Source organism: Metallosphaera yellowstonensis MK1 (genome assembly GCF_000243315.1).
Taxonomy (GTDB): Archaea; Thermoproteota; Thermoprotei_A; order Sulfolobales; family Sulfolobaceae; genus Metallosphaera; species Metallosphaera yellowstonensis.
The window spans coordinates 493155-517113 of sequence record NZ_JH597768.1 but is presented as its reverse complement, the minus strand read 5'-3'; the positions used below and the strand labels follow the sequence as shown (position 1 = coordinate 517113).

The window sequence follows — 23959 nt, the reverse complement described above, 5'->3', positions numbered from 1 at the left end:
TAATTTCACCTTATGTATTGTATTTCGTCGTACAATTGCTTTAATACTTGTCTATAATCTTCTTTATTCTCTTCAATAAGATCCATTCGTTCCAATAGGTATCTTGTCCTCTGTTCAGATACGAAGTTAGAGTACTTGCTGTTCAGAAATTCGTACACATGAGTCCCGAGCTTAGAGGGTATGAGTCTTTTAACTCGGCTTGTTTCGAACACGTATCCCCTCTTTAATATCGTAGATATAATGAAAGCGTAAGTGCTAGGTCTGCCTATACGCTTATTCTTCATTTCAGAGATTAGATCGCCTTCCGTGTAGAGAGTGACGTCGCTCTTCATAAAAGAGCCTATAACTGTGGCTTCAACCTCAATGGGGAGAGCGTCACGTGAATTCTTAGAAATGGAATCCATGGTTCCTCTGAATGGAATGTAGAGCTTCTCCATGGGGACGTCTACGGGTTCAGAGAGTCTGACCTTTATCACGTTCTCCAGTTGTGGGGTCTCCAGCGTGAGCTCCTTGTCACCCCTCTTAGCCTTGAGTGATAGTACTTCGACCTCGACGATGAGCGGAACAACCTGGCTCGATATGAACCTCCTGAAGATCATGTCGTAAAGTCTGTAATGATTAAACGTCAATTTCCTGGGTAGCTCCAGCTCGCCCTCCTCTATCATGGCTCTCAATTGCTCCACATCCAGAGGCTTGGTCGGCCTTATGGCCTCGTGGGCTCCACCCTCTCCCCAGCTCCTGGGTTTAAATATAGTCTTATACTTCTCGCCCAGGAGGTTCCTTAGATAGGATTCGGCCACACCAATACCTGTGGAGGATATCCTTATACTATCAGTCCTGTGATAAGTTATGAGACCCATCTCGAACAGATCTTGGGCTATCCTCATGGCCTCAGGAGCGGACACCGAGAAGAACGAGGAGGCATCGGACAGGAACGTGTCTGTAGTATACGCAGGGAATGGACCCAACGTATCTTCCTTCTTTTGGATCGAGGTGATAACCACATTGATCTTTACGTTCTTCCTAACTCCCTCCTGCTTGGGTAGGAGTACGGTGAACTTATCCAGGAGTCTGGCCACGTAAACTGTTCTTTTAGTTCTTAGGTAATCCTGGTACCTCGAAATTATCCACCCTAGGACCGGTGTCTGTACCCTCCCTGCACTGAGGTTTCTGTTCTCTCCACAACTGTTCTCCTTAAGCACGTTCTGACAATACTCTTTCCAAAACTCGCTTTGCAATTTCTTAGAGAGCTTGAAACCTATCCACCTGTCCTCTATCCTCCTCACGATCTGTGACTGCAACATACTAACCGAAAACCTCCTTGGAGAATTGAGGGACTCCATTATGGCCTTTCTGGTAACCTCGTGGAACTCGGCTCGGTATATATTGGAATTGAATGGACGTAGACTGAAGAACAGGTCCCAAGCTATCTTTTCTCCTTCAACGTCTGGATCAGTACCTATGAGCACTTCGTCTGCCTCCATGACCAGTCTCCTCAGAGCGTCTATGGTGGTAACCTTATCCCTGATCTTAGGGGAGGAACAGATGGGGCATGTATTTCCCTCCCCGTATTCCGTGAACTGGTGACCCTTGTCGCATCTCTTAATGGTGTTATAGAAGGGAATTGCCTCAACTCCCCCGTCAGTCCTCACCTCGACTCCAAATATTCCTATATCCTTTGTGGTGAGATCGTAGATATGCCCTCCACTAGCCGTTACCATGAGTATCTTATCTCCAATCACCGTCTCGTAGACCCTGAGACCGTCGAAGTCCCTCGTGCTGGGTCTTGAGAAGAAACTGGAGATAGTCTTGGCCTTGTTTGGCGACTCCACTATGAATAGAGTGGTTTTGATTTTACCTAGTGGGGGAGAAACGATCGATCTCTTCCTTTCAGTTATTTCTTCCCTCTCCTCGTTTATCTTCCTCATGAGATCATCGACCCTGGTTTCACCTATCCTCCACTGAACTAAATCCAATGGATGCCATCTTATTTCGTCCAAGACCAAACTCAGTTTCTTCTTTAACTGCTCAAAGAGGGTCTCGTCGTCAACAATAACTATTGAGAGACCTGTAGTCAGTCGACTCCCATATAGCCTGGAAGTCCTCCCGCTGGCCTGAACGTAAGTCAGATAATCGGGTATAGATATAGTGCCATCGGAAATTGATAGATCCCCAAGTTGGGCTATCTTATTTAGAATGCTTATATCCTGAAGGTATTTGTTTACTATCTCATAGGCCTTAATGAAATATTGGTCACTGATCGTGCCTTCCCTGATGGATTTAGCTAACATCACTAACGCTGCTGGACTCGTCCTCCTCAACCTGGCTCTCACTATCCTCAAAACCCTGGATACCTCCTGATCCTTAAGTACCAGTGAGAGGAGGGTGAGGACTCTCAACATGGCCAGGGGATGCATCACCTCCCCGAGCCTGAACCTAAATTTTGGAATTCCAGCGAAGATGGCGTATCTCACTCTCCAAGGTATATCTATCCCCCTCACGAGGAGTCCGTAGTGAGTAGCCACACCTACCAAGACGTCTATTTGACCCGACTCGAACTCCTCCAGTTTCCTACTATTGCTAGACGTTATCGCAGAGGCCTTCATCCACTTGTTGAGCTCCGAAGCCAATTCCTGAGCGTATTGTGTCCCTTTGTCCACAGGCACAAAGACTAGTCCTCCTGGGCCTAACCTTTTCACTAGTTCAACGGATGGAGTGAAGGTATCCTTAGAAATTAGGTAGGAATCAACTACGTTTCTGAGATAAATCAGAGTGCTACCTGGCCTGAAACCCATGAGGGATGTGAAGACCGGATTACTCCTGGTTATTGTGGCAGAAGAAAATATGGCAACTCTGTCCTTCAACGAGTTCTCCCTGATTTTTTTGATCTCATCGAAAACCGAGGTATCTCCTTCCCTCGCGCTCTTAAGTAACTCCTTCGTCCTATCGATGTCTTGAGGAGAAAACCCCATGAGTTTAAGAATGGTGACGGAGCTTTTACCAGACTTGAGGACGGCGTCTACGTCGTCTACGAACAGGTAGTTGTATTCCAGCCTAGATAATTCGTCGATGTGGTCTATGACATATCTCGACGTAGAAACAAATATGTCAAAGTCTCCGGATGAGAGAGTCTTGTCCATCTCGTCCCTTTTGGACTGGTTCATCCCACTGAGGTAGTAGGACAGCAAAGGCGGTCTCTCCATATTCTTACTCATTTCTTGAATCTTCTGGACAACCTGACCCACAAGTGTTTTCGTCGGAAAGATCATGAGCGATTTCTTGGAGATTGACGAGAAATACAGCGACATTATTATTCCGAATGTGGTCTTTCCTAGGCCCGGTGGGGCTATGATGGCGAAGCTCTCTCCCCTGAGGGCTCTGACTATCCAAGACCTTTGAGGCCCCATGGGCTCAGAACCCACGGCCGTCCTAAAGATATCACTCACGGCCTTGAATTCGGCCAAGAGTCTTTCAACACTCGAGAGATGTTTCAGTGTCCCCCTCTCTTTGAGACTTCGAACCAGCTCCTCTAATCCATTAACCCTTACGTCTTCAGGGAGGCATCTCTCGCACGCGAGACCTGACATTAACCTCAATGATGAAATGTTAGAACCACAATTCGGACATAAGCTCATGTAAATTACTGGAGGTACTCCTTCATTACCCATTATTTCCCTCTTGTCAAAAAGGCTTATTTAAAAGGATAGGTAAGATTCAATCATGTCGTCAAGCGTGAAACTCAGAGTACTAGAGGCCAAACAGAAGGACGTTGGCAGAAAGATAGCTAGAATGACCGAACATACCATGAGGAGGTTGGGCATAGAGACTGGGGATTACATAGAGGTCACAGGTCCTAACGGAAATGCACTGCTTCAGGCCATGCCAGCTTACGATATGAGTGACGGTGAGATCAGAGTTGACGGCTACGTAAGAAAATCCATAGGGGTCTCAATAGGAGATGAGGTGGCTGTAAAGAAGGCTAAGGTAGATCCAGCCGTAAAGGTAACCTTAGCACCGACTCAGCCTATTAGATTTGATCAGACGTTTGTGGACTACGTCAAGGAATATCTAATGTACAAACCCCTCAACAAAGGCGAGACCATTCCCATCCCTATCTATACAGGTACCATAGATCTAGTAGTCTCGAACACTCAACCGTCGAGTTACGTCTTCGTCACTGGAAACACTGAGATCACAATCAAGGAGGAGCCCATCAGGGAGTCTCAGGTCTTTCCGAGAGTTACCTGGGAGGACATAGGAGATCTGGACGAAGTGAAAGAAAAGCTCAGAGAGATGATAGAGTTGCCCATGAAGCACCCAGAGCTCTTCCAGCACTTAGGTATTGAACCACCTAAAGGGGTTCTGCTCTATGGACCTCCTGGAGTGGGCAAGACACTACTAGCTAGGGCACTCGCCAACGAAATCGGTGCGTACTTCGTTACGATCAACGGACCTGAAATCATGAGTAAGTTCTACGGCGAGAGTGAGCAGAGGCTGAGGGAGATATTCGATGATGCAGACAAAAACGCTCCCTCCATCATATTCATTGACGAGATAGATGCGATCGCTCCCAAAAGGGAGGAAGTAACTGGAGAAGTGGAGAAGAGGGTGGTCTCGCAACTCCTCACTCTAATGGACGGCATAAAGGGTAGAGGAAGAATAGTGGTAATAGGAGCAACCAACAGACCCGATGCGGTAGATCCAGCACTGAGAAGACCTGGGAGATTCGATAGGGAGATAGAGATAAGGCCTCCCGACACTAAGGCCAGGAAGGAGATTCTCCAAGTCCACACCAGAAACATGCCAGTAGCTGAAGACGTTAACCTTGATGTCATTGCTGAGATGACCAACGGATATACTGGTGCCGACATAGCCGCGTTGGCCAAGGAAGCTGCGATGCACGCCCTAAGGAGGTTCATTAACACCGGTGACAGAAAGAAGTTACTGGAGCAGGAGAAACTTTCTCCAGAGGTCCTTAAGGAACTTAAGGTGACCATGGAGGATTTCATGAACGCAATGAAGTTCGTTCAGCCCACGTTACTGAGGGAGGTTTACGTTGAGGTTCCCAGAGTCAGGTGGAGTGAGATAGGTGGGCTCGACAACGTTAAGCAGCAGCTCAGGGAGGCTGTAGAGTGGCCCATGAGGTTCCCAGAACTCTTCGCCAAATCTGGAATAAGGCCACCGAAGGGAGTTCTACTCTTCGGTCCCCCAGGCACTGGCAAGACCATGCTGGCTAAGGCAGTGGCGACAGAGAGCGGGGCAAACTTCATAGCTGTCAGGGGACCTGAGGTTCTCTCTAAGTGGGTCGGAGAGAGTGAGAAGGCCATAAGGGAGATATTCAAGAGGGCGAGGCAGACTGCCCCCACAGTGATCTTCTTTGATGAGATAGACTCCATAGCCCCCATGAGGGGGATGGCCCACGACAGCGGAGTGACTGAGAGGATGGTAAATCAGCTTCTCTCAGAGATGGATGGTATAGTTCCACTGAGCAAAGTGGTTGTTATAGCTGCTACCAACAGGCCTGACATACTGGATCCTGCGCTGTTGAGACCAGGGAGATTTGATAGACTCATTTACGTACCGCCTCCAGATAAGAAGGCCAGATTAGAGATTCTTAAAGTGCATACGGCATCTGTTCCTCTATCTTCAGACGTTAATTTGGAAGTGCTTGCAGAGAAGACGGAGGGTTATACCGGTGCTGACTTAGAGGCTCTGGTCAGGGAGGCCACAATGATAGCCCTAAGGGACGTTTATGCAAAGTGTGGCACTGAGGCCAACAACAAGTGTTCTGGCCTGAAGGTCGACGCACAGACTGAATGCTATAACAGAACTGTGAGGGAATGCGTTGAAGGAAACATGCCTAAGGTGACAATGAGTTACTTCGAGGAGGCCATGAAGGTCGTCACGCCCAGTCTCACCAAGGTTCAAATAGATAGGTACGAGAGGATGGCCAAGGAACTGAAAAGGAGTGCCCTAGGATGAAGAGGTACAAGATACTTCTATTGGTAGCAGATGGATTGGGAGACCGACCTATACGATTCCTGAACGGAAGGACACCCCTAGAGGCTGCAGACAAGCCCAACCTCAATTCAATTCTTCGTTCGTCTTTAGCCGGATTAATGGATCCCATAGAACCCGGTATAGTACCAGGTAGCGACACGTCTCATTTGGCAATTTTTGGCCTGAATCCTAGGGTGTACTATAAGGGGAGGGGCAGCTTCGAGGCACTGGGTGCCGGTGCTGAGTTGAGAGAAGGAGACATAGCATTTAGAGGAAACTTTGCCACAATAGATGAGAACTTTGTGGTCATAGACAGGAGAGCTGGGAGGAGGCTCGACGAGGCCGAGCAATTAGTGGCCCTATTAAATAGAGAGATCCAGGAAGTTGATGGAGTGAGGGTGAGGTTCTACAGAGGGACGGAACACAGAGTCTCTGTTGTATTGTCTGGTGAGAAACTCAGCGACAAGGTCAGCGATACTGACCCCCACGAAGTTCACAAGAAGATATTGAGGGCAGAGGCTAGGGAGTATACAGAGGAGGCCAAGAGGACAGCAGAAGTAGTCAATAAGCTGACTGACCGAATAATAAGCGTACTCTCAGCTTCACATATTAACAAGGAGCGGATTGAGAGGGGCTTGCCTCCAGCCAACATAGTTCTCCTGAGAGGGGCATCTACACATACTGAACTTCCCAAGCTTAAGGACTACACCAGTTTACGTGGAGCTGCAGTGTCGGCTACGGCCTTGATAAAGGGAGTCTGTAGGTCACTGGGTATGCATGTGGTAACTCCTCCTAGGGCTACGGGGGGAGTGGACACTGACTACCTCTCCAAGGCCGCTCACACAGTCAAGCTCCTTAAAGAGGATTATGATTTGGTGTTTCTTCACATAAAGGCCACCGATGCTGCATCCCATGACGGAAACGCTCCAGAGAAGGTTAAGGCGATAGAGATGATAGACAAGGTCGTTGGGAGAATATTAGATGGAGTTGGCTCCGAGATAGTAATTCTCTTCACTGGAGACCACGCGACTCCTGTTGAGGTAAAGGAACACACTGGAGATCCTGTTCCAGTGATGTTATACACGCCTGATAGTATAGTGCCCGACTATCTCTCAGACTTTAATGAAAGAGAAGCCAGGAAGGGTAGCCTAAAGATAGTAGGTTTAAATATAATGCATCTTCTATTAAACTATTCTAACAGGGCATCTAAGTACGGTGCCTAGAGCTGATGAGGCTCGAAAGGTCTGAATGGTGAAGAGCTCGCGCAGGTCTGACACAACGAGAGTGGCTCTACCTCAGGGTGGGAAGGAGGTCAGCAAAGCTTTACGAGAAACTTGGACAAGATGTCTTGCACTCTCCACCTGCTTCCCTCCCAGTTCTCTAGTCCCACGGCTCCAGCTTTCGGTTGTCCGTATACTACTAAATCATCATTGTGCCCAAAGAGTATGGCTGGAATGACGAACATGTCGTCCTCACCTTCAACGAAAACGGAAACTGGAGACCTTCCTTGCAGTACATCTCTTATGACCATCATTGAACTGAGCCTTAGGAGCCCTGGTTCATTCCTTACCTTAAGGTTATACCTACTCTCATTCATGACTACGCTTCTTCTTGTTTTACCATCAATGACGGAAAGGAATGGAACCACTCCCCCCTCTAACAGGGAACGAGTTACCACGTCGCCCACCGTAATAACCCTAGAGAAACCCCTAGCGTAGTCAATAAGTTTATGTACATCCTTAAACAGTATCCCGTAAGGTCTAGAGAGTTCTTTCCTAACGTTCTCGCTAGGGACAAAACATATGTCTACTTTATGTTTATTGCGTACCTCCAAGGTTTCTTTGCACCCATGGCTTCATAGAGCTCTGATGTTTCATTGAGTAGGATTACCATCCCCTCCCATTCGTCAGTGAAGGAATTCCCGCCACAGACTGGGCAGGTCACTTGTTCTCTGTTAACTAGAGCCTTACAGTTCTTACAAGCCTTAAATATTTTAGCCGAAATGGCCTATCACCCTCTCTTCTCTATCTTACCTAGACCTGGTTGTTTCATCGTAAGGCCTATTCGGGGCAATCTGTTCGAGGCCGCTGTGGATATGGTCATTATCCTAGCCCTAACGAAGTCTCCCTTCTGAAAGACCTTCTTTGATCTCTCGCCCACTAAAGTCCCCCTTATCTGATCGAACCTATAGTTGTCATCCCCTATCTGTGACACGTGCACTAGACCGTCCATGGGACCCATATTAACGTAAACGCCGTAATTATCCACCTGTGTTATGTCCCCCTCTATGACCTCTTGAATGATTGGGGAGAACGTCAAAAGCTCAAACTCGACCTCGTGGTAAGTCGCACCGTCCCCGAAGACTATCATTCCTTCCTCACTCACCTTAGCCTTAGTGACCGTGAGAACCAAGCCCAGATCCTTGAATAATCTCTCCTGATACTCATTCTTCAGTATATCTAACGCGATGACGTCCAAGGGCCCTCCAAATTGATCTGGGGGAATCCTGACCACCCCCCTAGCTCTGACGAGCTTAAACATGATGAGTCGAACCTAAATAGTATATACTGATTTTATAATTTTACCCCATCTACTCATGAAAATTATTCCTATGCTGTTTTTTAATGCGAGTTTCTTCAGAGCTATGTCATTGGTAAATATGACGAGCCCGAGTTCCACCGCCGTCCGCAGGAGGGCCTCGTCGGGAGGGAGTTCCTGGAAGAGGTCCACAGTCTCCCACCATCCTCCGTAGGTTCGTAGGTATTCCCTAGCTAATCTGATCCTTGAGAGCATCTTGGTGGACCTGGCGTATTTTCCTTCCAGTGTAGATAATTCATTTAGCACCACTGTGTGAATGTAAAACCTTGGCTTAAAATCCAGGAACTCCAGCACCTTACTAAAGGGATCAACCCCGTCATAAACGTAGAGGAGGATATTGGTGTCCACCAACACTCCTAGACGTCTATTTGACCCCATCCCACTAATCTCCATCTACCACCTATCTGTCTACTGATGACCAGCCTAGCTTTCTTGTCCCATACTGCCAGGGGTCTCTTTAACTCCATTTCTATCTCGTCGGACTTAGCCCTAGTCACAACTCCTAGGCTGGTCGCAGAACCTAGAGTGATAAGCAGAGTCTCCTTAGGCCTGATTGGATCAACCTTTATCATCTCCTTGCTTCCCACAACCCTTTCCAATAAATTATAGGTACTGGTTATTTTCCACAATACTGGAACCTCGACCTTCGCGTCAGTTACTACATTTCCTATCAAGTTATCGGCCTTGGTCAGGGAGGGATCTAAATAGGTGCCCATAGCTACAAGACCACCAGGTTTAGCCTCATTGAACTCAGTTTGGCCGAACCGCAATGAAGAGATCCTGGTATATAGAGGTTGATAAGAGACCTTTCCCTTCTCCTCTACACGCATGCCCGGAAGGATTTTGATCTCCTGACCTACCTTAAAAACTCCCTGAACTATACTGCCTCCAACTACCCCTCCCCTAAGTTCTGAAAGAGGAGTTCCTGGTTTATTCACATCAAAACTTCTTATTACCAACATAAAAGGATCGAGATTAGGATCCCTCTTGGGAGTTGGTATGTGGTGTTCCAATGACTCTATCAGTGCGTCGATATTTATCTTATGAAGGGCACTAACTGGGACTACATCTGCACCTTCGGCCCAAGTCCCTTTCAAGAAGGCCTCTATCTGAGAATATTGAGACATTGCTTCCTCCCTAGTTACGACGTCAACCTTGTTTTGAACAACAACGACGTTCTTTATCCCTGCTATGCCCAAAGCCACAAAGTGCTCCCTCGTCTGGGGTTGAGGGAAAGGTTCATTTGCTGCTACAACCAATATGGCGCCGTCCAGGATGGCTGTACCAGATAACATGGTCGCCATCAATACCTCGTGGCCAGGTGCATCTAGGAATGACACTCTCCTCAAAAACTCTGGCTCCTCGTCGCTCCCGCAAGAGTTACACGAGGGCTCGTTAACGTAAGCCTCGGGTTTCCTGCACGATTTACATAACCCAAAGTTAGCCTCGGCGTATCCCAGCCGTATTGTCATGCCCCTCTTGAGCTCTTCTGAGTGTCTCGACGTCCACACTCCAGTGAGGGCCTGAACCAGAGTCGTCTTCCCGTGATCTACGTGTCCGACTACACCTATATTGACCTCTGGTTGAGTTACTGGCCAGGGCAAAAAATCACCTTACCACGATACAATTTATTTGGACCAACTCCGTACTAACTACGTTTCCCCTCACTATTTTCCTTCTCTTTTCACCGTCCTCCCTTGGAACGAACCCTGGAGGGGAGGAGAGGAGTAATTTACGTTTAGCTGCACCTTGAACGTCAGGCCTCATTGAAAACCCAGTGTTATCGGAGCCACCAGTTATTTTGAGTTTCAGAGGGACATTCCTCACGACCAGATCGAATGTGTCACCGATCTTGTAGCCCATGATGTTGAGTTTACCTTGATCCACTGCTATTTGGAAGGCCTTGGTCCTATACGCTAAGGCCTCCACTTCTTCGCCTCCCAATTTCTCCGCGACGTGCTTACCCACGTGTACTTCCCCCTCAGGTACATCCTGAGATTCCTCGATCACACAATGAATTTTAACCTTGACTCGCTTGTCTCCCTCCTGTTTTGTGATTTCGATAGTGAGGAACTTGTCGGCCCCCAATCTCTCCTTGGTCTTCTGGTTGATGCGACACAAGGGGAGGACTCTATTATCCTTCTCCTCAGTATCCTGTTGAATGCTGTCTACAGCCTTAACCTTTACCTTCAAAGGTTCTGCGTTCTTGGTACCTGGGTCTGATATGACTAATTTATAGTCTGGCAAGTACCTATCCCCTTTCACAATCGTATAATGACACGAGTATATAAACTCAGGGTTGTGGTATAGAATATGAAAACAGGTGTTCTTCTCGTTCTACATGGTAGTAGGGTTAATGAATGGAAGGACGTGGCGATAAAGTATAAGGACCTCTTGAAGCGACATTTTGAGCTAGTGGAATACGGTTTCATAGAGTTCAATCAACCTAGCCTGAAGGAGGCGACAGACCTACTTATCACCCAAGGAGCTGAGGAAATAGTAGCAGTGCCGTTACTATTTGCTGCTGGGGCACATTTCTATAGGGACATACCCAGATTGATAGGGATAGATGAGAGAGGTGAGATAGTAATGAACGGGAAAAAAGTGAAGGTCAGGATAGCGAAACCAATAGGGGTAGACGAAAGGGTCGCTGAGATTCTCAAAGAAAGGGTGTTTGAAGAGATGGATGGTCCTGAACCCCTAGAGGACAACAGGGAAGAGGCAAAAATCAAGCATGATAGTTAATTAAAATAATAACAACAATAAATATACTTATAGAAGACTAAGTGCTGGCACTGACGAGGAGCTCAGCCTTAGCCGGGTCATAGACCCAATCCTTAGGTAACCTGTTCACCTTCCTATAATAGCTAGCTACTCTCCTTATTTTAGATTCTATTTCCTCTAACCCTTTCTTCGCCGTCTTATCGCCTGGATACTCCGTTAAGTGCCTCCTCACATTAACTGCCCTCCTTATCAAGTTGAACAGATCTTCTGGAATGGGCGACGCCAGTCCTCTCTCCTGTAGAAACTTTGAGACCTTCTTCCCTATGATCTGTTTAGCCAGAGGAACTCCGTATTGATCCCTGAGCACTATGCCTATCATGGAGGGCGTGTAACCCTTCTTAGCAAGTTCCTCTATAAGCATCTCTACCTCTTCCTTAGTGAACCTAACCCATTTGGGCGAACCAGCCCTAGCTGGCCTGGTTGAATGGGAACTACCCTTAGCTCTCCTCTTGTTCACTTCAGCTCACTCTTTACTAGCTCTTATTTCCTGTTCTCTCCTTTTTTAAGTTCTTCCCTAGCAAGCCTGGTTCCGTTAACCATGGAGACCATTTTTTCGAAGGCTATTTTCCTAGGTTGAAGTTTAAGACCACAATCCGGATTGACCCATACCTTCTCTGGAGGGAAGTACCTTAGGATGGTCATCAGGTCCTTCTGAACTTCCTCTGGAGACTCTACCCTCTTGTTATGCACGTCTATAACACCGGCTCCAAGCTCCTTCTCGAATCCCACTTCCTTCAGAAGCTTCAATGGCTTGTAATCATATATCTTCAAAGCGAAGTTTATCTGATCTACCTTGAGGTCGTTGAGATAAGGCGCGACGAGCTTGTAGTCTCCGTAACATATGTGTACCATCAGCTTAGCGTTAATCCCCTTAATTGACTCATTGACGGCCTCAATAGCCCATGGAACTTCGTCCTTAGTTGAGTGAATCGCTGGCTCATCTACCTGGATTATCTTAGCTCCAGCATCCACCAGACTCCGTATTTCTGAGTTTATGGCCTTAGCCAGGTCAAAGACCATATCCCTTCTGCTCTTGTAGTACTCGTTGTAAGACCAATAACCCATAGTGTAAGGTCCTGTAATGGTGACTTTGAAGTTGGGTGTATAGGAAATGCTTTTGGTGAACTCGACCTCATCTAGGAGCATAGGTCTAACGTATTCTATCTTGTCAACCACTGACGGTTTCCTGTAGTATGCTGTTCCCCAAACCCTCACAGGCCCGTAGAACTTGAACCCCTTGAGTCTCTCTGCAAAGAATTCAACCATCTCGTCTCTCTTCACCTCTCCATCCGTGGGAACATCTATTCCAGCTATCAAGTGATCCCTCATAACAGTTACCGCAGCGTCGTTGAAAGCCTCCTTTAGGTCATCCTCCGAGATCCTTCCAGCCTTCCTTAGTGCTATTACTTCCCTTAGCCACTTAGGTCTCGGATAACTACCTATAACTGTGGTTGGTAACAGCGGTAGTTCCATTAAGCACCACCAATCTTCTTCAATAACTTCAGTTTCTTAATAACTACCGCTTCCGGTATGAAATCCATGGGGGCAGCGTTTCCTATTAAAACTTCTGATGCCCCCTTTTCTCTAGCTTTCTCCACTACCCTCCTTATGGTGCTAACTCTCTCGATCTTGGTGTTCCTAGTGTCGAGGACTCCCAGGAAAACCCTCCTCTCCTTGACTTTCCTATATAATACGCCTAGGATGTTCATATTCTCTATGATATCAAAGCCGTAGACGTCTACAGGTAAAGAGAGGAGTAGATCTATCCTCGATGAGTTTATATAAAAGTAGGTTATCAGGTGCTTCTCCACTTGCACTCCTGAAAGGAGTGTTTGGTAAGCGTCCTTAAGTCTGTCCAATAAGGACGTCTTGACGCCCTTAGCGAAAATGGACGGCTCATGGATCTCGACGGCATTTATTCCTCTAGGTAAATTTTTTAGGACTGAGTTAACTTCTGCACTATAGCTCATTATTAGTTCCTCAACAGTTTCATAGTATTGGTTATCGGATAAGAGGGAGTAAGTTAGGGGCCCAACAATTACAGCCTTGAGAGTTCCTGTATATCCTACCTGCTTTGCCAGCTCAATATCCCCTTGGAGATAACTCAGGTACTCCTCTAATCTAGCCCTTAGCCTATCCTTAATGACAGGCTTCCTGTAATAGAAGTTATTATCGAAGAACCTCATAAGCTCTCCTTTTTCTTGGCCAGACAAATAGGAAAAAGTGACGTCGAGAAGGTCGTCCCACCTTAGCAGACCGTCGGTACTGTAATGTGCACCTATGTCCTTAACTAAACTTAAGAAAGTGCTCTCTCTTCTCATTACCTCCTTTTCAAGGATGTCCTTACTTACCTTTCCAGCCCTGAACCTCGAAAAAACTTTGCCCAGCGATGGAGACCGTGGGTAACTTCCTATTATGCTTATCCTAAATTTTATCACCCCGCCTGAGGAGCCAGCAGATACACTACACTACCCCCGTTATCCATATTAAACTCTAACTGTAACGGCTTCTGCTCCGAGTAAAGGATCTTAGTGAAGCCTGAAAGCTTAGTTAAGACGAGCACGTCGTTCAGATATTCCGCGGAATAGGTAGAGGAGACCGGCTTCTCAATGGATATTTCCTGAAGTCCTCCCATATCCTTAGTGAACTCCACCTCTATCTCAGATTCGCCCGCAGACTTGAGGAGAAGAGAACTTTCAGTTGCATTAAACTGAACCGAGTCACTTACTGTGTATATCTCGTTTATGGCCCTCTTGAATCCGCTTGAGACGACCTTGGCCTTAACGTCGAATTGAAAATTTATCTCGGGTATTTCGGACGCAGAGATCTCTATGTTCCTCACTACGAAATCTCTGACCATGGAACCTATTATCTTGAGGTTGATCTGAGAAGGGTCTTGAGACTCCATCTCCAACTGCTCCTTCTTCTTCGCGCTCCTTAGGACCTTTAACATGTACTGTGTATTGAAGCCTAACCTGAACTCCTCTGTGATATCGTACTCCTTAAAGGCTTCCTTAGGGAACCTGAGCTTGATCAGTGATATGTGTGCTCTATCTATTGCGGTCAATTCCATGGCATCACTGTTGAACGTCAGGGAGGCCTCATCCACCATCTTGGCTAAGGCCTCAATAATCGCCTTAAAGTCCATAGCGTTATCGTAAACGACTCTCATAGTTTATCAATAACTCTAGTTGCTTTAACTCTGTCGCCTGATCCTGTGGTATAACTACTTCCAACTCTCACCCGATGCACTTTCCGTTCTCCCTACTCTTGCTTTCGCAACGTTTAGGCTCAGGGGTTCGGGCTTCATTGAATTTTCATGAATTTGTATCCAATCCTCAGCCCTTGAGCTTCACAGGAGTCGCGGGGAAACCCGTTACTCCCCCGCCCCCTTAACGGGGTAACCCCGACCCACCTACTCCCACTGGGAGTGAGAAAGAGGTGGGAAAACCCGCACATCTTGAGGAAGATGTTGAGAGAGGCGTTGAGTTGCCTGTCCAGGGTGAAACCACACCTCTCACAACGAAAAGTCCTACCTTTCGGGAAACCCGTCCACATCTGGGGCAGGACTTGGAGGTGAGGTGAGGGTTCACCTCCTTAACTAGGGAGCCGTATAGTGGGGCCTTGTACTTCAACACACGGTGGATCGACCTCCATACAGTCCTTGAAATCTTCTTAGACAACTTGTCGTCGGCATCTTGGAACATTGACTGTTTGTTCAGTTTCTCAACAGCAATCGTAGTGAGTGGGTACATCTCCAACAGTTTGTTCACGAACTTGTGAACGTAATCTAGGACGTGGTTCCTTTCACGGTGAGAGTACTTCCTCATCAGCTTCCCCCCTTTCCTACCGTGCTTTGAAGCGAAGGACTGTATTTCACCCCTCTTCAACTCCATGCCGTACGCGTCTAGAGTATAGAGGTTACTGTCGATTGAGAGGAAGTCCAGGGGAGTAAACCAGGGTAATTTATAACGGAATGGTAGGTGAACCTTATCCTCCTTTATCACGGGCTCACCCAGTTCAAGCCCTTTGACTCTCCCTGAGAACCAGGTGCGGGACCAGGAGAAGGTCTTCATCACGCGTTAAGCTCTTTCAGTACCGTTAGAAGAAACTCTATTAGCACATTGTTTTAATAACATCTTTGCAGAGTTTATACATATGAAGACTGGATTGGTTAAGAAGGATGACAAAAGTTACGCTTATATTGAGTTTGAGAACGGGGAGGAGATAGACAAGTTCTTTGATGAGGTTGAAAAGAAAGCTAATCTCTCCCATAAGCCTTCTTATGAGACCCAATCTTCCAAATGAGCGCTATACAGTTTTTTTGAGTCCATACTGTAAAGGATTCTTATATCCTTCGTAACTTCTATAGAGAACATTGATTCCCGAAAATATCCATACCTAATTTTTCTCTAGCATTGGCTAAAGGATCCTTGATGAGAAGTTTCAAGGCTTCCCTAATACTTTTTCTAACCTTAGGGTTAGGAAACTCTTTAGCTATATAATTCTGAAAATCCTCTATACTCATTTCCTTGCTGGAACTTCTCATAATCCTTAACTTCCATTCTCTACAAATCACGATAAAAGATATAGAAAGCTAATTTAAAAATCTTTCTATTCGTTTATTATCTCATTAGGAATTAATCCCAGAGATTATTGTAACTTCAAGGAAGTCGTTCAAGATACAGCAGTTATGGGATTTTAACGTGACTTAAAGATTTTCATCAGCCCCGACGGTCCGCTTAAACGACGCTCGAGAACCTGAGGAACGCCTCCACGCTCCTCAGGTTCAGCTCCCCTACCAGCTCCCTGACGACGTTGCTGATGGTGAAGATCGTGAGGTACCCCTGAAGCCTGTCCCTCCTCCAGAATGAGGAGTCCCAGGGCCTCGACGTCCTTTGGAGCTCCTCGATCTCCGGCCAGGCAGGCCTCCTCCCCGCTGAGTGAGAGGTCGGTCGTGTAGATGTACCTGACGTGTGTCCCGGAGTCGTGTTCCTGCGAGCGACTTCACCGTGACCACTCGGCCTCCCAGGGTCAGGAAGGTGGAGTAGACTCCGGGGGTATCCCACCGGGAGGTGCCCCTCCTCGAGGGTCCCCCGGGCCGACCCTGAGCTCGGTTGGACTTGAGCCTTGACACCACTTTGTTCGTCACGGGCTTCTCGGATAGTACTGGGATCGAAGACGACCCTGGCTACCGGAAGCGCCCCTTGAGCACGTCCAACATCTGGCCACCTCGATCTCGGTCTTGAACTCGTTGACCCTCACAAATCCCACATCTTCCTCACGGTGTAGGGGAAACCGTGAACGTCCTGCCCGAGGTCCACTATGGCGACCGTGAGGAGCTTGGCCCTCTCGAACCTCCCGTGGGTGTGGCAGTAGGTCCAGTAGTTCCCGGGGGCTCACGTCCTCCCGGAGCGTCGTGGTCCACGGTGTCGTCCACGATGACGACCTGACCCTTCACCAGCCTGACAGGACCTCCACGCGTCGTCAAGTTCTCCCAACGCCCCATCAATTCACGTTCCAACCCGAACGTCTCGGCCCTGTTCCTCACGCTGGCCCTCCCACCTACCAGGACCATGAGGACTAGTGCCAGTTAACCTTCCTGCTCCTCCCCTTCCCCCTCACCACGCCCAGCCTGTTGATCTCCCTGACTGCCTCTCCCTAGCCAACTCGATCTGTCCCTTTCCGCACCTTTTCAGCGGGACGACGTCGAAAAACTTCTCACCAACACCGACTTCCTCGTATTACCTCCCTAAGATTCCCATAACTGCTGTACGTAACTACTCGTTATTTTTAATTACTTCTAAATATCGTTTTGACGTTGGTTATGTTTAACTACTGATCTATACCAGAACTTTTTGCCATAAGATTAGGTGAGATGAGGCCTATATTTAAATCCCTAGGCGGGCTCGCTTTGGTCTTCTTCATGGGGAACTTGGGCTCAATCACTCTCTCATGACCAGGTTACTGCGAAGGTTGTAACGCTCCATGAACTTGTAAAAGAATGGCGCCGCAGCCGGGATTTGAACCCGGGTCAAGGGCTCGACAGGCCCTCATCCTGAACCGGGCTAGACTACTGCGGCACTAAGAGAAATCCTACGCATCTAATCTTTAAAACTATCTCTATCCCATGAGAAGCACTGATAGAAAGACGCCGGGGGCGGGATTTGAACCCGCGCAGGGTGATACCCTACTGGCTTTCCCAGCAGGCTCTCAAGGCCAGCCCCTTGGTCCGCTCGGGCACCCCGGCATGACTTATTCTCAAATTGCCCTTTAATCATTTACTACTAAAACTAGTGAGTAGCCTTTAACCTTCTTAACAGTCTCTACTCTAGAGAAATACTTAGTAAATATTTTCAAAGCATTGGTTTCTCCCCTGTATAACACGAGTTGTATCCAACCCTCCTTGTCCAACTTGGAAGCTGCCTGCTCTGCCAGCCTCTCTAGGATTTCGACTCCCTTGGAGAGGGGAGGATTGGAATAAATGGCCCTAACTTTACCCTCTAACTTCTCCAACAGATCACTCTTCATCACCTTAACCCTACCTTGAAGGCCGTACCTCTCTACGTTCATCTGAGAGGCCTTAACGGCCAACGGGTTCACATCCAACATGTAGACGTTGAGCCTAGGATTCCTCACGGCAACGTAAATTCCAACAGGTCCGTAACCGCACCCCACGTCAGCTACAGTCCCTTCCTCAGGAATCACTAGGTTCTCCAAGAGTATCCTAGTTCCCAGGTCTAGTCTCTTCTTAGAGAAGAGACCTGGAAAGCTAACCAAGGATAGTGGGATTCCCTCCACTACGTCCACGACTACCATCATTTCTTCCAAGCCTTCGGGTACACGTCCTTGTCCATAAGTACTCTGTCAGGTTTGGCTACCTCGCCCTTCTTTCCAATCTTGTCGGAGTCCGTTAACGCTTTCCCTATAGCTATCCCCTCCCCCTTCCAGGTGATAAGGGCAACAGTGTCGCCCCTCCTGAACTCCTGGTGTGCTACTATCCCGGGAGCCATGAGCTGCGCCCCATAGGCTATCGAGTTAACTGCTTCATCGTCCACTATAATCTTTGGAATGCCGCAGAATGCCACTTCCATGGGATAAAGTATCTTTCTGAGCTCTGTATCGTCTTTGCATTCCCTGTACAAGTAGAGAGCTTCGGAAAGTCTGTGGAGAGTCACTGAATCTCTCTCCACAAAGACTCCGGATCTAGTCCTCCTAAGTTCCCTCATGTGTGCCCCGCATCCCAGGACAACTCCGATATCGTGACACAACTTCCTCATGTAAGTCCCGGGCTCTGAAGAGATCCTCAACAGAACCCTCCTTCCTTCTATTTCGAGCACCTCAAGCTCGTCTACCTTCCTCTTTCTGACTCTCCTCTTCACGGAGGACCTGACGGGTGGTTTCTGATATATAACGCCCTTGAACTGGCTCACGACATCCTTCAACTCGCTTTCCTTGAAGTCACAGTGGATCTCCATAAGACACACGTACTCCTTCCCTGATTTGGTCACAAGGTTCATTAATCGTGTGGCCTTGCCTAAGCCTATGGGAAGGACTCCAGTCACTTTGGGATTACCCCGCCCCTTAGGGCTCTAGGGTCCCTCCATGACCTACTCTATCCAACTTGAACATGGTCTTTACCCAATACGCCACCTCGTGACTGGTGGGTCCTGGGGGTTTATCTATATTTAGAATGGATGAGTTGATCAGACTCTGAATAGGTCTATTGTCAGCGTAATTCCCGTAATTTCCTGCAGGTTGATACTCCTTCCTGAAGATCCAGCGTTTAGTGTAGCCACAAAATTCATCTATTTTCAACACGAATGGATAAAAATCCATTTAGACCACGGGTATCTTTGGTTTCACCTTCTCCTTCATGAACTCTATCAAGTTCTGCTCCTTCAGTTTAGCCTCTACGTCCTGGTCGGAAGCCCCTTTACTTATTTCGACCTTTTTGTCGGTAGGTTCCAAGTGCATGATATTAGCCCTCCTCCTCTTAACTCCAGACACGTTCTTAGGTCCGGTAACCAAGACGAAGTTATTGTCTATAATATCAACAACTACACATTTACTTCCTGCCTCTCTTCCCGTTAATTTGACACAAATTCTTCCCACCTCTATCAAAGCCATATAACTACACCACTCGAATGTCAAAGCTCACGTTTACATTAAAAACTTACTGCCAGAACTTCCTATATCTCAAGAACTTCTTCTCTTCCTCCATTAATTCCCTATAAAATACATCCTCTCCTTGACTTAAAAACGACAGCAGTCTCCCCAAGTTAGACGGTCCCACACCTCTGACCACAAATGCCACTAGAGCTGTCCTCCCATAGTTAGAGAAGAGAGAGGCAACTCTCTTCAATTCACTCAATCTCTTGGCCTCATTTCTCCTCAACTTCTCCCCAGAGATGTTCTTTCGGATAACCTGTAACGCTTCCTTGTCCTCAGGGTAAGTGGCCGTAAGGAAAATCGAACCGCATTTAGGACACCTCTGAGGCGTATCTTCCACTTTGAGTCTTTGATTCCAACCGCAGATAAGACACGCCAGTAAGATCTCCTTAGACAGCATCCTCCTCTTGAAGACTTCAAGAATTAATGGTTTATCCTCAGAGGTTGAGGAGACCATGAGTTTGTCCAGGAACTCCTGGGCTAAAGGAGAAGGTGAGGGTACCCTAACTACCTCCCAGTCCATTTGTCTCAACGCCTCTAGGACAGAGAGGTCGTGGTGTTTAGACAGAAGTTCCTTTACTGCCTCCTTCCCTACCACAGTGTCTGAGAAGGTCCTAAGTACATGCTGGGTGAGCTTTATGTCTGCTCCCTTCTCCACCGCACCGAAGCGTTGGGCCTCCGTGAACAATGCCCACTTGAATTGAGGTGTCTCCTTTAGGGTTTCGCTTAAGACGGAAGTGGCGTATCTTTCATCCATTTCCCTGAGCGATTTAATGGCGAATTCAATATCTTCCAATGAGAGGGAGGAGACCGAGGCTATGACTACGTGATACGGATCGCTACGGAAGGTGGGTCTAAGCCCTTTTCCCGACCCCAAAACTGCACTAAGGAGAGTTCCCAAGGTATTGTTACCCCTACTTCCAAACGGAGAGTGGACGACCACGAGGTCTGAGCCGACAAGCTCTACAACGATCTTATTAGGACCTAGCTTAGGATAATTCCTTCTAACATGTTCCTTAATTTTCTCCGACACCTCCTGTACCCCTTCCCTCTTTCCATCCATCATCTCAGAAAGATAGCTGTATACCATCATGGATATCTCTTTCTCCACAGGGATGGACTCACCGAACCATGAGGGTAGAATGCCCTTCTTAGGTTCTGCCCTACTCACAAAGACCTTGCCTTCCTCTATAGATATGACCTTCCAGAGCCTGCCTCCTAACACAAATATGCTGTCTTCCTCTAGGCCGGTAACGAATTGGTTGTCTAGGTTCCCCAACTTCATGCCGGTCTCGACTTCAACGACTATGTAACTCCTGTTGGAGTCTGGTATCATGTTTGTGGTGAAATAATACCTCCAGCTTCTCCTACCCAACCTCAGTTTGCCCTCCTTTGCCACTAATATTTTCTCGGCCTCCAACTGTTCCACAACTTCTTTCAAATCTTCAAGAGATAGAGATCTAAAGAAGGGAGACTTCCTAAATATATCCAAGATCTCGTCTAGGGAAGTTATTCCCTCGAGTACCATACCCACGACCTCGTGAGCCACTACGTCAAGGGGGTTCATCTCATAGATAACTGGCTCTATATATCCCCTCTTAGAGGCCTCGTATATGGCCTGACACTCCAGGACATCAAAGAGGCTGTTCCCGGGTAGGATTATTCCCCTAGATGTCTTCTCAATGGAGTGCCCACTCCTTCCTACTCTCTGAAGGAGTCTAAGGACTTGCCTCGGTGACATGTATTGAACCACTAGGTTTATACTTCCAATATCTATCCCCAACTCGAGACTTGAGGTAGCTACCAGGGCGTCTAGCTTAGCTTCTTTGAACTCCCTCTCTATCTTGACCCTCACTTCCCTAGATAGGGAGCCGTGATGGGAGGCCACTTTAAGTCCGTAAAGAGTAGTGAGCTCGCTTGCCAGGAACTCAGCTGTCTCTCTAGTGTTGGTGAATATGAGGACTGGCCTATTCTCCTCAATTATCTCCTTCAATCTCTTCAATCTGGACATCAAACTAGGATCTAGTCTGTGCTTCACCGCTTCGTTCACTAGCTCTTCATTATAACTGGGTATTTCGATGATGATCTGGGAACTCTTTATGCCCTCAATCTTGACTACTTCCACTTCACCTTCAGTACTGAGGAAGGTCTTGGCTAGTTCCACGTCTCCCAATGTCGCAGAGAGCCCTATCATTTGTGGATTCCTCGCTATAAGCCTTAGTCTCTGGAGCATTACCGATAGTTCGTACCCCCTCTTCTCATCAAGCATCTCCTGGACTTCATCTATGACGACCCACCTGACACCGGTCAGGAGTTCCCTCACCCTTTTGTCAACCAACAAGTAAAGTAGTGTCTCTGGAGTGGAGATCAATAGATCTGGTGGATCTTGTAATAGGTCTCTCCTTTCCTTTCTTGTGGAATCCCCATGTCTTGTGGATACCTTAATCTGGAAGGACTGACCTAATTTATCTAATCGGTACTGTATATCTCTATTTAAAGCTCGCAGAGGTGTTAGATAGAGAGCTGAGATTTTTTTAGGTCTCTTCATGTAGATATTATACATGATGGGGATTATCGCTGCCTCAGTTTTACCGTGGCCTGTTGGCGCTATAATGAGCAGGTGAGTCCCAGAGAGGACTTTAGGGATGGCTAACCTCTGTATGGGGGTAAGGTTGACATAACCTGACTCCCTGAGCTTCCTTATGAAGTCTTGAGACGTGGTAGACATGAAGTGTATTTTTAGGTTTGCGTGGTGGGGTTTAAAGTATATTATGTGGGAGCTAAGGTTCGTAGTATTACAATCGCTGATGATCTGCTCCGCACTGGTGCTAAAGTACTCACAGATTATCATCCCGGGCTACTATTCAATTCCTCTTCTAATCTTCTTAGCTTTCGCCTCATCTTATGGGTTATTAACCCTTCTCCTGACCCGTTCTCTTCTCCTCTCAGTTTTGAATATTGCCTCTCTATACTCAGTTTTATTTCTACTAAGTATTCCCATGGATCCTTTAATATTTTCTCTATATGTGGGAGGAACGTTTTTGGGCTCGTCCATCTGGTACGTCGTGCATAGGACGATTCCTGAGAGAATAGACTTCAAGCGGTATATAATCACCAAACCTAGAGTTGGGTTAATACCAATAGGTTTGGCCTTTGCGGTAACAGGGTATATACTCAGTGGCTCTATCTACCTATTCTTAGGATCTGTCTTGGACTCACTAATCGCTGCCTGGATAGGGAGAGTTTACTTAGCCCCCATCTCTTCACTCTCCTGGATAAGTCTACCCTACCTACTCTCCCAAAACCCCATCAGGAAAGGTCGAGGGGTTTGTGTGGGAAATATCCGGAGAGTGCTTAAGAGAAGGAGAACCTCTCTGCCGAACACTTATAGATACGAATGGATTGAGGGAGAGGGCAACCTTTGTATCGACCTAGCCGAGAGAAAGAACTACAACTCTGTTGTTCTAGGATCCAGTGGTACTGGGAAATCAACCTTAGTAAAGAAACTGATGACGTCTCTTGGATTACCATTTATCATCTTCGATCTTCACGGGGAGTACTCAATTCCCTCCGCAAATACCATCAACCTTTCTGAGACTGGTGTTAACCCCCTCTCGCTCTTTGGCTTCTCCCCCAGGGACAGGGCCCTTGAGGTCGCCATTGCTTTAAAGTCGGTATTTAACCTCGGCCACCTTCAGACTATGGACTTCTTCAGCTTACTGTTAGAGGCTTACCAGGATAAGGGGATTTATGAGGAGGATCAGAGGACGTGGAGCTTACCCCCTCCTACCTTTAAGGACGTGATCTCCCTGCTCCAAAAAAAGAAGAAGCTCTCGATTCGTAGCGAGGAAATGTCGAGGTTGGAAGGTTTAGAGACGTACCTCAGGTTCCTGGACTCTAGCGTCTTTATGAGAGGTGAAGTTGACATGGACGTACTCATAAAGGGCTCAGTGATCCTGGACTTCTCGGGCCTGCCCTCCAATGAAATAAAGTATATTATAATGATAACACTCCTAAACGGTATTATGCATAATATGTACAAGCTCGGCGGTTCTGGGCTGAGGAGAATGATAGTAATAGATGAGGCCCCTTTCCTGGTCTCAAGGGAGGCTGGGGAGCGTATCGCTGAAAGGTTCTTTGCGGAAGGTAGGAAGTTCGGTTACGGAGTAGTCTTAGTTTCACAGACCAAAGATGGCATAGAGAAGGCAATAAATAACTCAGATTCGCTCTTCATTTTTAATATGAGGGATCCGAGGGAACTGGAATACGTTTCAAAATTATTGGGGGGTTCTCATCCGGAAGCGTTCAAGGCTATATATGAAATGCTAATGCAACTGAATAGGGGGGAATTAATAACAAGAGATTCCGATACAGATGAATTATTAATGGTCAGCCTAAACTGATA

Annotated in this window: 23 protein-coding genes, 2 tRNA genes and 3 pseudogenes; 5 read left to right on the top strand and 23 right to left on the bottom strand. The window is 47.2% G+C overall.

Annotation, left to right across the window (positions count from 1 at the left end):
* Nucleotides 1–5: 5 nt before the first annotated feature.
* Nucleotides 6–3668 carry a reverse gyrase gene (gene rgy / locus METMK1DRAFT_RS10390; RefSeq protein WP_009073776.1) on the bottom strand — a complete coding sequence of 1221 codons (3663 nt, stop codon included), beginning with the start codon at nt 3666–3668 and terminating at the stop codon, nt 6–8.
* 52 nt (nt 3669–3720) lie between these two features.
* Here rgy and METMK1DRAFT_RS10385 point away from each other — a divergent pair, with 52 nt between their 5' ends.
* Nucleotides 3721–5982, top strand: coding sequence for a CDC48 family AAA ATPase (locus tag METMK1DRAFT_RS10385; protein WP_009073775.1), 2262 nt, complete (start codon nt 3721–3723; stop codon nt 5980–5982).
* A complete protein-coding gene (locus METMK1DRAFT_RS10380) occupies nt 5979–7223 on the top strand; it encodes a 2,3-bisphosphoglycerate-independent phosphoglycerate mutase (RefSeq protein ID WP_009073774.1) in 1245 nt (414 codons plus the stop codon). Before METMK1DRAFT_RS10385 ends, METMK1DRAFT_RS10380 begins: the two co-directional genes overlap by 4 nt.
* An 89-nt stretch (nt 7224–7312) precedes the next feature.
* On the opposite strand, the gene METMK1DRAFT_RS10375 is transcribed toward METMK1DRAFT_RS10380, so the two are convergent.
* The 6 genes from METMK1DRAFT_RS10375 to METMK1DRAFT_RS10355 form a co-directional block, all read right to left on the bottom strand.
* Nucleotides 7313–7834 carry a GTP-dependent dephospho-CoA kinase family protein gene (locus METMK1DRAFT_RS10375; RefSeq protein WP_009073772.1) on the bottom strand — a complete coding sequence of 174 codons (522 nt, stop codon included), beginning with the start codon at nt 7832–7834 and terminating at the stop codon, nt 7313–7315.
* A complete protein-coding gene (gene spt4 / locus METMK1DRAFT_RS16635; protein ID WP_245544622.1) occupies nt 7807–7944 on the bottom strand; it encodes a transcription elongation factor subunit Spt4 in 138 nt (45 codons plus the stop codon). The genes METMK1DRAFT_RS10375 and spt4 overlap by 28 nt, the downstream gene beginning before the upstream one ends.
* A gap of 66 nt (nt 7945–8010) precedes the next feature.
* Nucleotides 8011–8541, bottom strand: coding sequence for a DNA-directed RNA polymerase (locus METMK1DRAFT_RS10370; protein ID WP_009073771.1), 531 nt, complete (start codon nt 8539–8541; stop codon nt 8011–8013).
* A 12-nt stretch (nt 8542–8553) separates the two neighbouring features.
* On the bottom strand, nt 8554–8976 hold the full coding sequence (locus tag METMK1DRAFT_RS10365) for a type II toxin-antitoxin system VapC family toxin (protein WP_048087833.1): 423 nt from the start codon (nt 8974–8976) through the stop codon (nt 8554–8556).
* Nucleotides 8955–10202 (bottom strand): translation initiation factor IF-2 subunit gamma, encoded by a 1248-nt coding sequence (locus tag METMK1DRAFT_RS10360; protein WP_009073769.1) that lies wholly within the window; start codon nt 10200–10202, stop codon nt 8955–8957. The genes METMK1DRAFT_RS10365 and METMK1DRAFT_RS10360 overlap by 22 nt, the downstream gene beginning before the upstream one ends.
* Before the next feature lie 4 nt (nt 10203–10206).
* A complete protein-coding gene (locus METMK1DRAFT_RS10355) occupies nt 10207–10845 on the bottom strand; it encodes a 30S ribosomal protein S6e (protein WP_048087954.1) in 639 nt (212 codons plus the stop codon).
* Between the two features lie 66 nt (nt 10846–10911).
* On the opposite strand from METMK1DRAFT_RS10355, the gene METMK1DRAFT_RS10350 reads away from it, so the two are divergent.
* On the top strand, nt 10912–11343 hold the full coding sequence (locus METMK1DRAFT_RS10350; protein ID WP_009073765.1) for a CbiX/SirB N-terminal domain-containing protein: 432 nt from the start codon (nt 10912–10914) through the stop codon (nt 11341–11343).
* 37 nt (nt 11344–11380) lie between these two features.
* Here the strand turns inward: METMK1DRAFT_RS10350 and METMK1DRAFT_RS10345 are convergent, their stop codons facing one another.
* From METMK1DRAFT_RS10345 to METMK1DRAFT_RS10325, 5 genes and pseudogenes are all read right to left on the bottom strand, one after another.
* Nucleotides 11381–11839, bottom strand: coding sequence for a 30S ribosomal protein S15 (locus METMK1DRAFT_RS10345; RefSeq protein ID WP_009073763.1), 459 nt, complete (start codon nt 11837–11839; stop codon nt 11381–11383).
* 23 nt (nt 11840–11862) lie between these two features.
* A complete protein-coding gene (locus METMK1DRAFT_RS10340; RefSeq protein ID WP_009073761.1) occupies nt 11863–12855 on the bottom strand; it encodes a methionine synthase in 993 nt (330 codons plus the stop codon).
* Nucleotides 12855–13820 carry a uroporphyrinogen decarboxylase/cobalamine-independent methonine synthase family protein gene (locus METMK1DRAFT_RS10335; RefSeq protein WP_009073759.1) on the bottom strand — a complete coding sequence of 322 codons (966 nt, stop codon included), beginning with the start codon at nt 13818–13820 and terminating at the stop codon, nt 12855–12857. The genes METMK1DRAFT_RS10340 and METMK1DRAFT_RS10335 overlap by 1 nt, the downstream gene beginning before the upstream one ends.
* Nucleotides 13817–14554 carry a proliferating cell nuclear antigen (pcna) gene (gene pcn / locus METMK1DRAFT_RS10330; protein ID WP_009073757.1) on the bottom strand — a complete coding sequence of 246 codons (738 nt, stop codon included), beginning with the start codon at nt 14552–14554 and terminating at the stop codon, nt 13817–13819. The genes METMK1DRAFT_RS10335 and pcn overlap by 4 nt, the downstream gene beginning before the upstream one ends.
* A gap of 134 nt (nt 14555–14688) precedes the next feature.
* A pseudogene (locus METMK1DRAFT_RS10325) lies at nt 14689–15452 on the bottom strand (RNA-guided endonuclease InsQ/TnpB family protein); the annotation flags it as partial.
* An 88-nt stretch (nt 15453–15540) separates the two neighbouring features.
* Here METMK1DRAFT_RS10325 and METMK1DRAFT_RS18255 point away from each other — a divergent pair.
* Nucleotides 15541–15690 (top strand): hypothetical protein, encoded by a 150-nt coding sequence (locus METMK1DRAFT_RS18255; RefSeq protein WP_009073753.1) that lies wholly within the window; start codon nt 15541–15543, stop codon nt 15688–15690.
* On the opposite strand, the pseudogene METMK1DRAFT_RS10320 reads toward METMK1DRAFT_RS18255, so the two are convergent.
* The 11 genes and pseudogenes from METMK1DRAFT_RS10320 to METMK1DRAFT_RS10280 all read right to left on the bottom strand — a co-directional run bounded on the left by METMK1DRAFT_RS10320 (nt 15644) and on the right by METMK1DRAFT_RS10280 (nt 22282).
* Nucleotides 15644–15931 (bottom strand): annotated as a pseudogene (locus METMK1DRAFT_RS10320) (type II toxin-antitoxin system RelE family toxin). The gene METMK1DRAFT_RS18255 and the pseudogene METMK1DRAFT_RS10320 overlap by 47 nt on opposite strands.
* Before the next feature lie 193 nt (nt 15932–16124).
* Nucleotides 16125–16451: a hypothetical protein gene (locus METMK1DRAFT_RS19185; protein ID WP_052300219.1), complete on the bottom strand. Its 327-nt coding sequence runs from the start codon at nt 16449–16451 to the stop codon at nt 16125–16127.
* 192 nt (nt 16452–16643) lie between these two features.
* A pseudogene (locus METMK1DRAFT_RS19180) lies at nt 16644–16715 on the bottom strand (hypothetical protein); the annotation flags it as partial.
* Nucleotides 16706–16960: a hypothetical protein gene (locus METMK1DRAFT_RS19175; RefSeq protein WP_009073750.1), complete on the bottom strand. Its 255-nt coding sequence runs from the start codon at nt 16958–16960 to the stop codon at nt 16706–16708. The gene METMK1DRAFT_RS19175 and the pseudogene METMK1DRAFT_RS19180, both read right to left, overlap by 10 nt.
* 427 nt (nt 16961–17387) lie before the next feature.
* A tRNA-Asp gene (locus tag METMK1DRAFT_RS10310) sits at nt 17388–17465 on the bottom strand.
* Nucleotides 17466–17534: 69 nt separating this feature from the next.
* Nucleotides 17535–17632: transfer RNA gene (locus METMK1DRAFT_RS10305), tRNA-Ser, on the bottom strand.
* Between the two features lie 23 nt (nt 17633–17655).
* Complete coding sequence (locus METMK1DRAFT_RS10300) at nt 17656–18213, bottom strand: class I SAM-dependent methyltransferase (protein ID WP_425357382.1); 558 nt, start codon at nt 18211–18213, stop codon at nt 17656–17658.
* Complete coding sequence (locus METMK1DRAFT_RS10295) at nt 18201–18902, bottom strand: RNA-guided pseudouridylation complex pseudouridine synthase subunit Cbf5 (RefSeq protein WP_009073746.1); 702 nt, start codon at nt 18900–18902, stop codon at nt 18201–18203. Before METMK1DRAFT_RS10295 ends, METMK1DRAFT_RS10300 begins: the two co-directional genes overlap by 13 nt.
* A gap of 64 nt (nt 18903–18966) precedes the next feature.
* The gene (locus tag METMK1DRAFT_RS10290; protein WP_009073744.1) at nt 18967–19221 is read right to left on the bottom strand and encodes a tRNA pseudouridine synthase A; all 255 of its coding nucleotides are present in this window, start codon (nt 19219–19221) and stop codon (nt 18967–18969) included.
* Nucleotides 19222–19512 (bottom strand): 50S ribosomal protein L14e, encoded by a 291-nt coding sequence (locus METMK1DRAFT_RS10285; RefSeq protein ID WP_009073742.1) that lies wholly within the window; start codon nt 19510–19512, stop codon nt 19222–19224.
* Between the two features lie 46 nt (nt 19513–19558).
* Nucleotides 19559–22282, bottom strand: coding sequence for a DEAD/DEAH box helicase (locus METMK1DRAFT_RS10280; protein WP_048087829.1), 2724 nt, complete (start codon nt 22280–22282; stop codon nt 19559–19561).
* Nucleotides 22283–22595: 313 nt separating this feature from the next.
* On the opposite strand from METMK1DRAFT_RS10280, the gene METMK1DRAFT_RS10275 reads away from it, so the two are divergent.
* The gene (locus METMK1DRAFT_RS10275) at nt 22596–23957 is read left to right on the top strand and encodes an ATP-binding protein (protein ID WP_172634131.1); all 1362 of its coding nucleotides are present in this window, start codon (nt 22596–22598) and stop codon (nt 23955–23957) included.
* Nucleotides 23958–23959 lie beyond the last annotated feature (2 nt).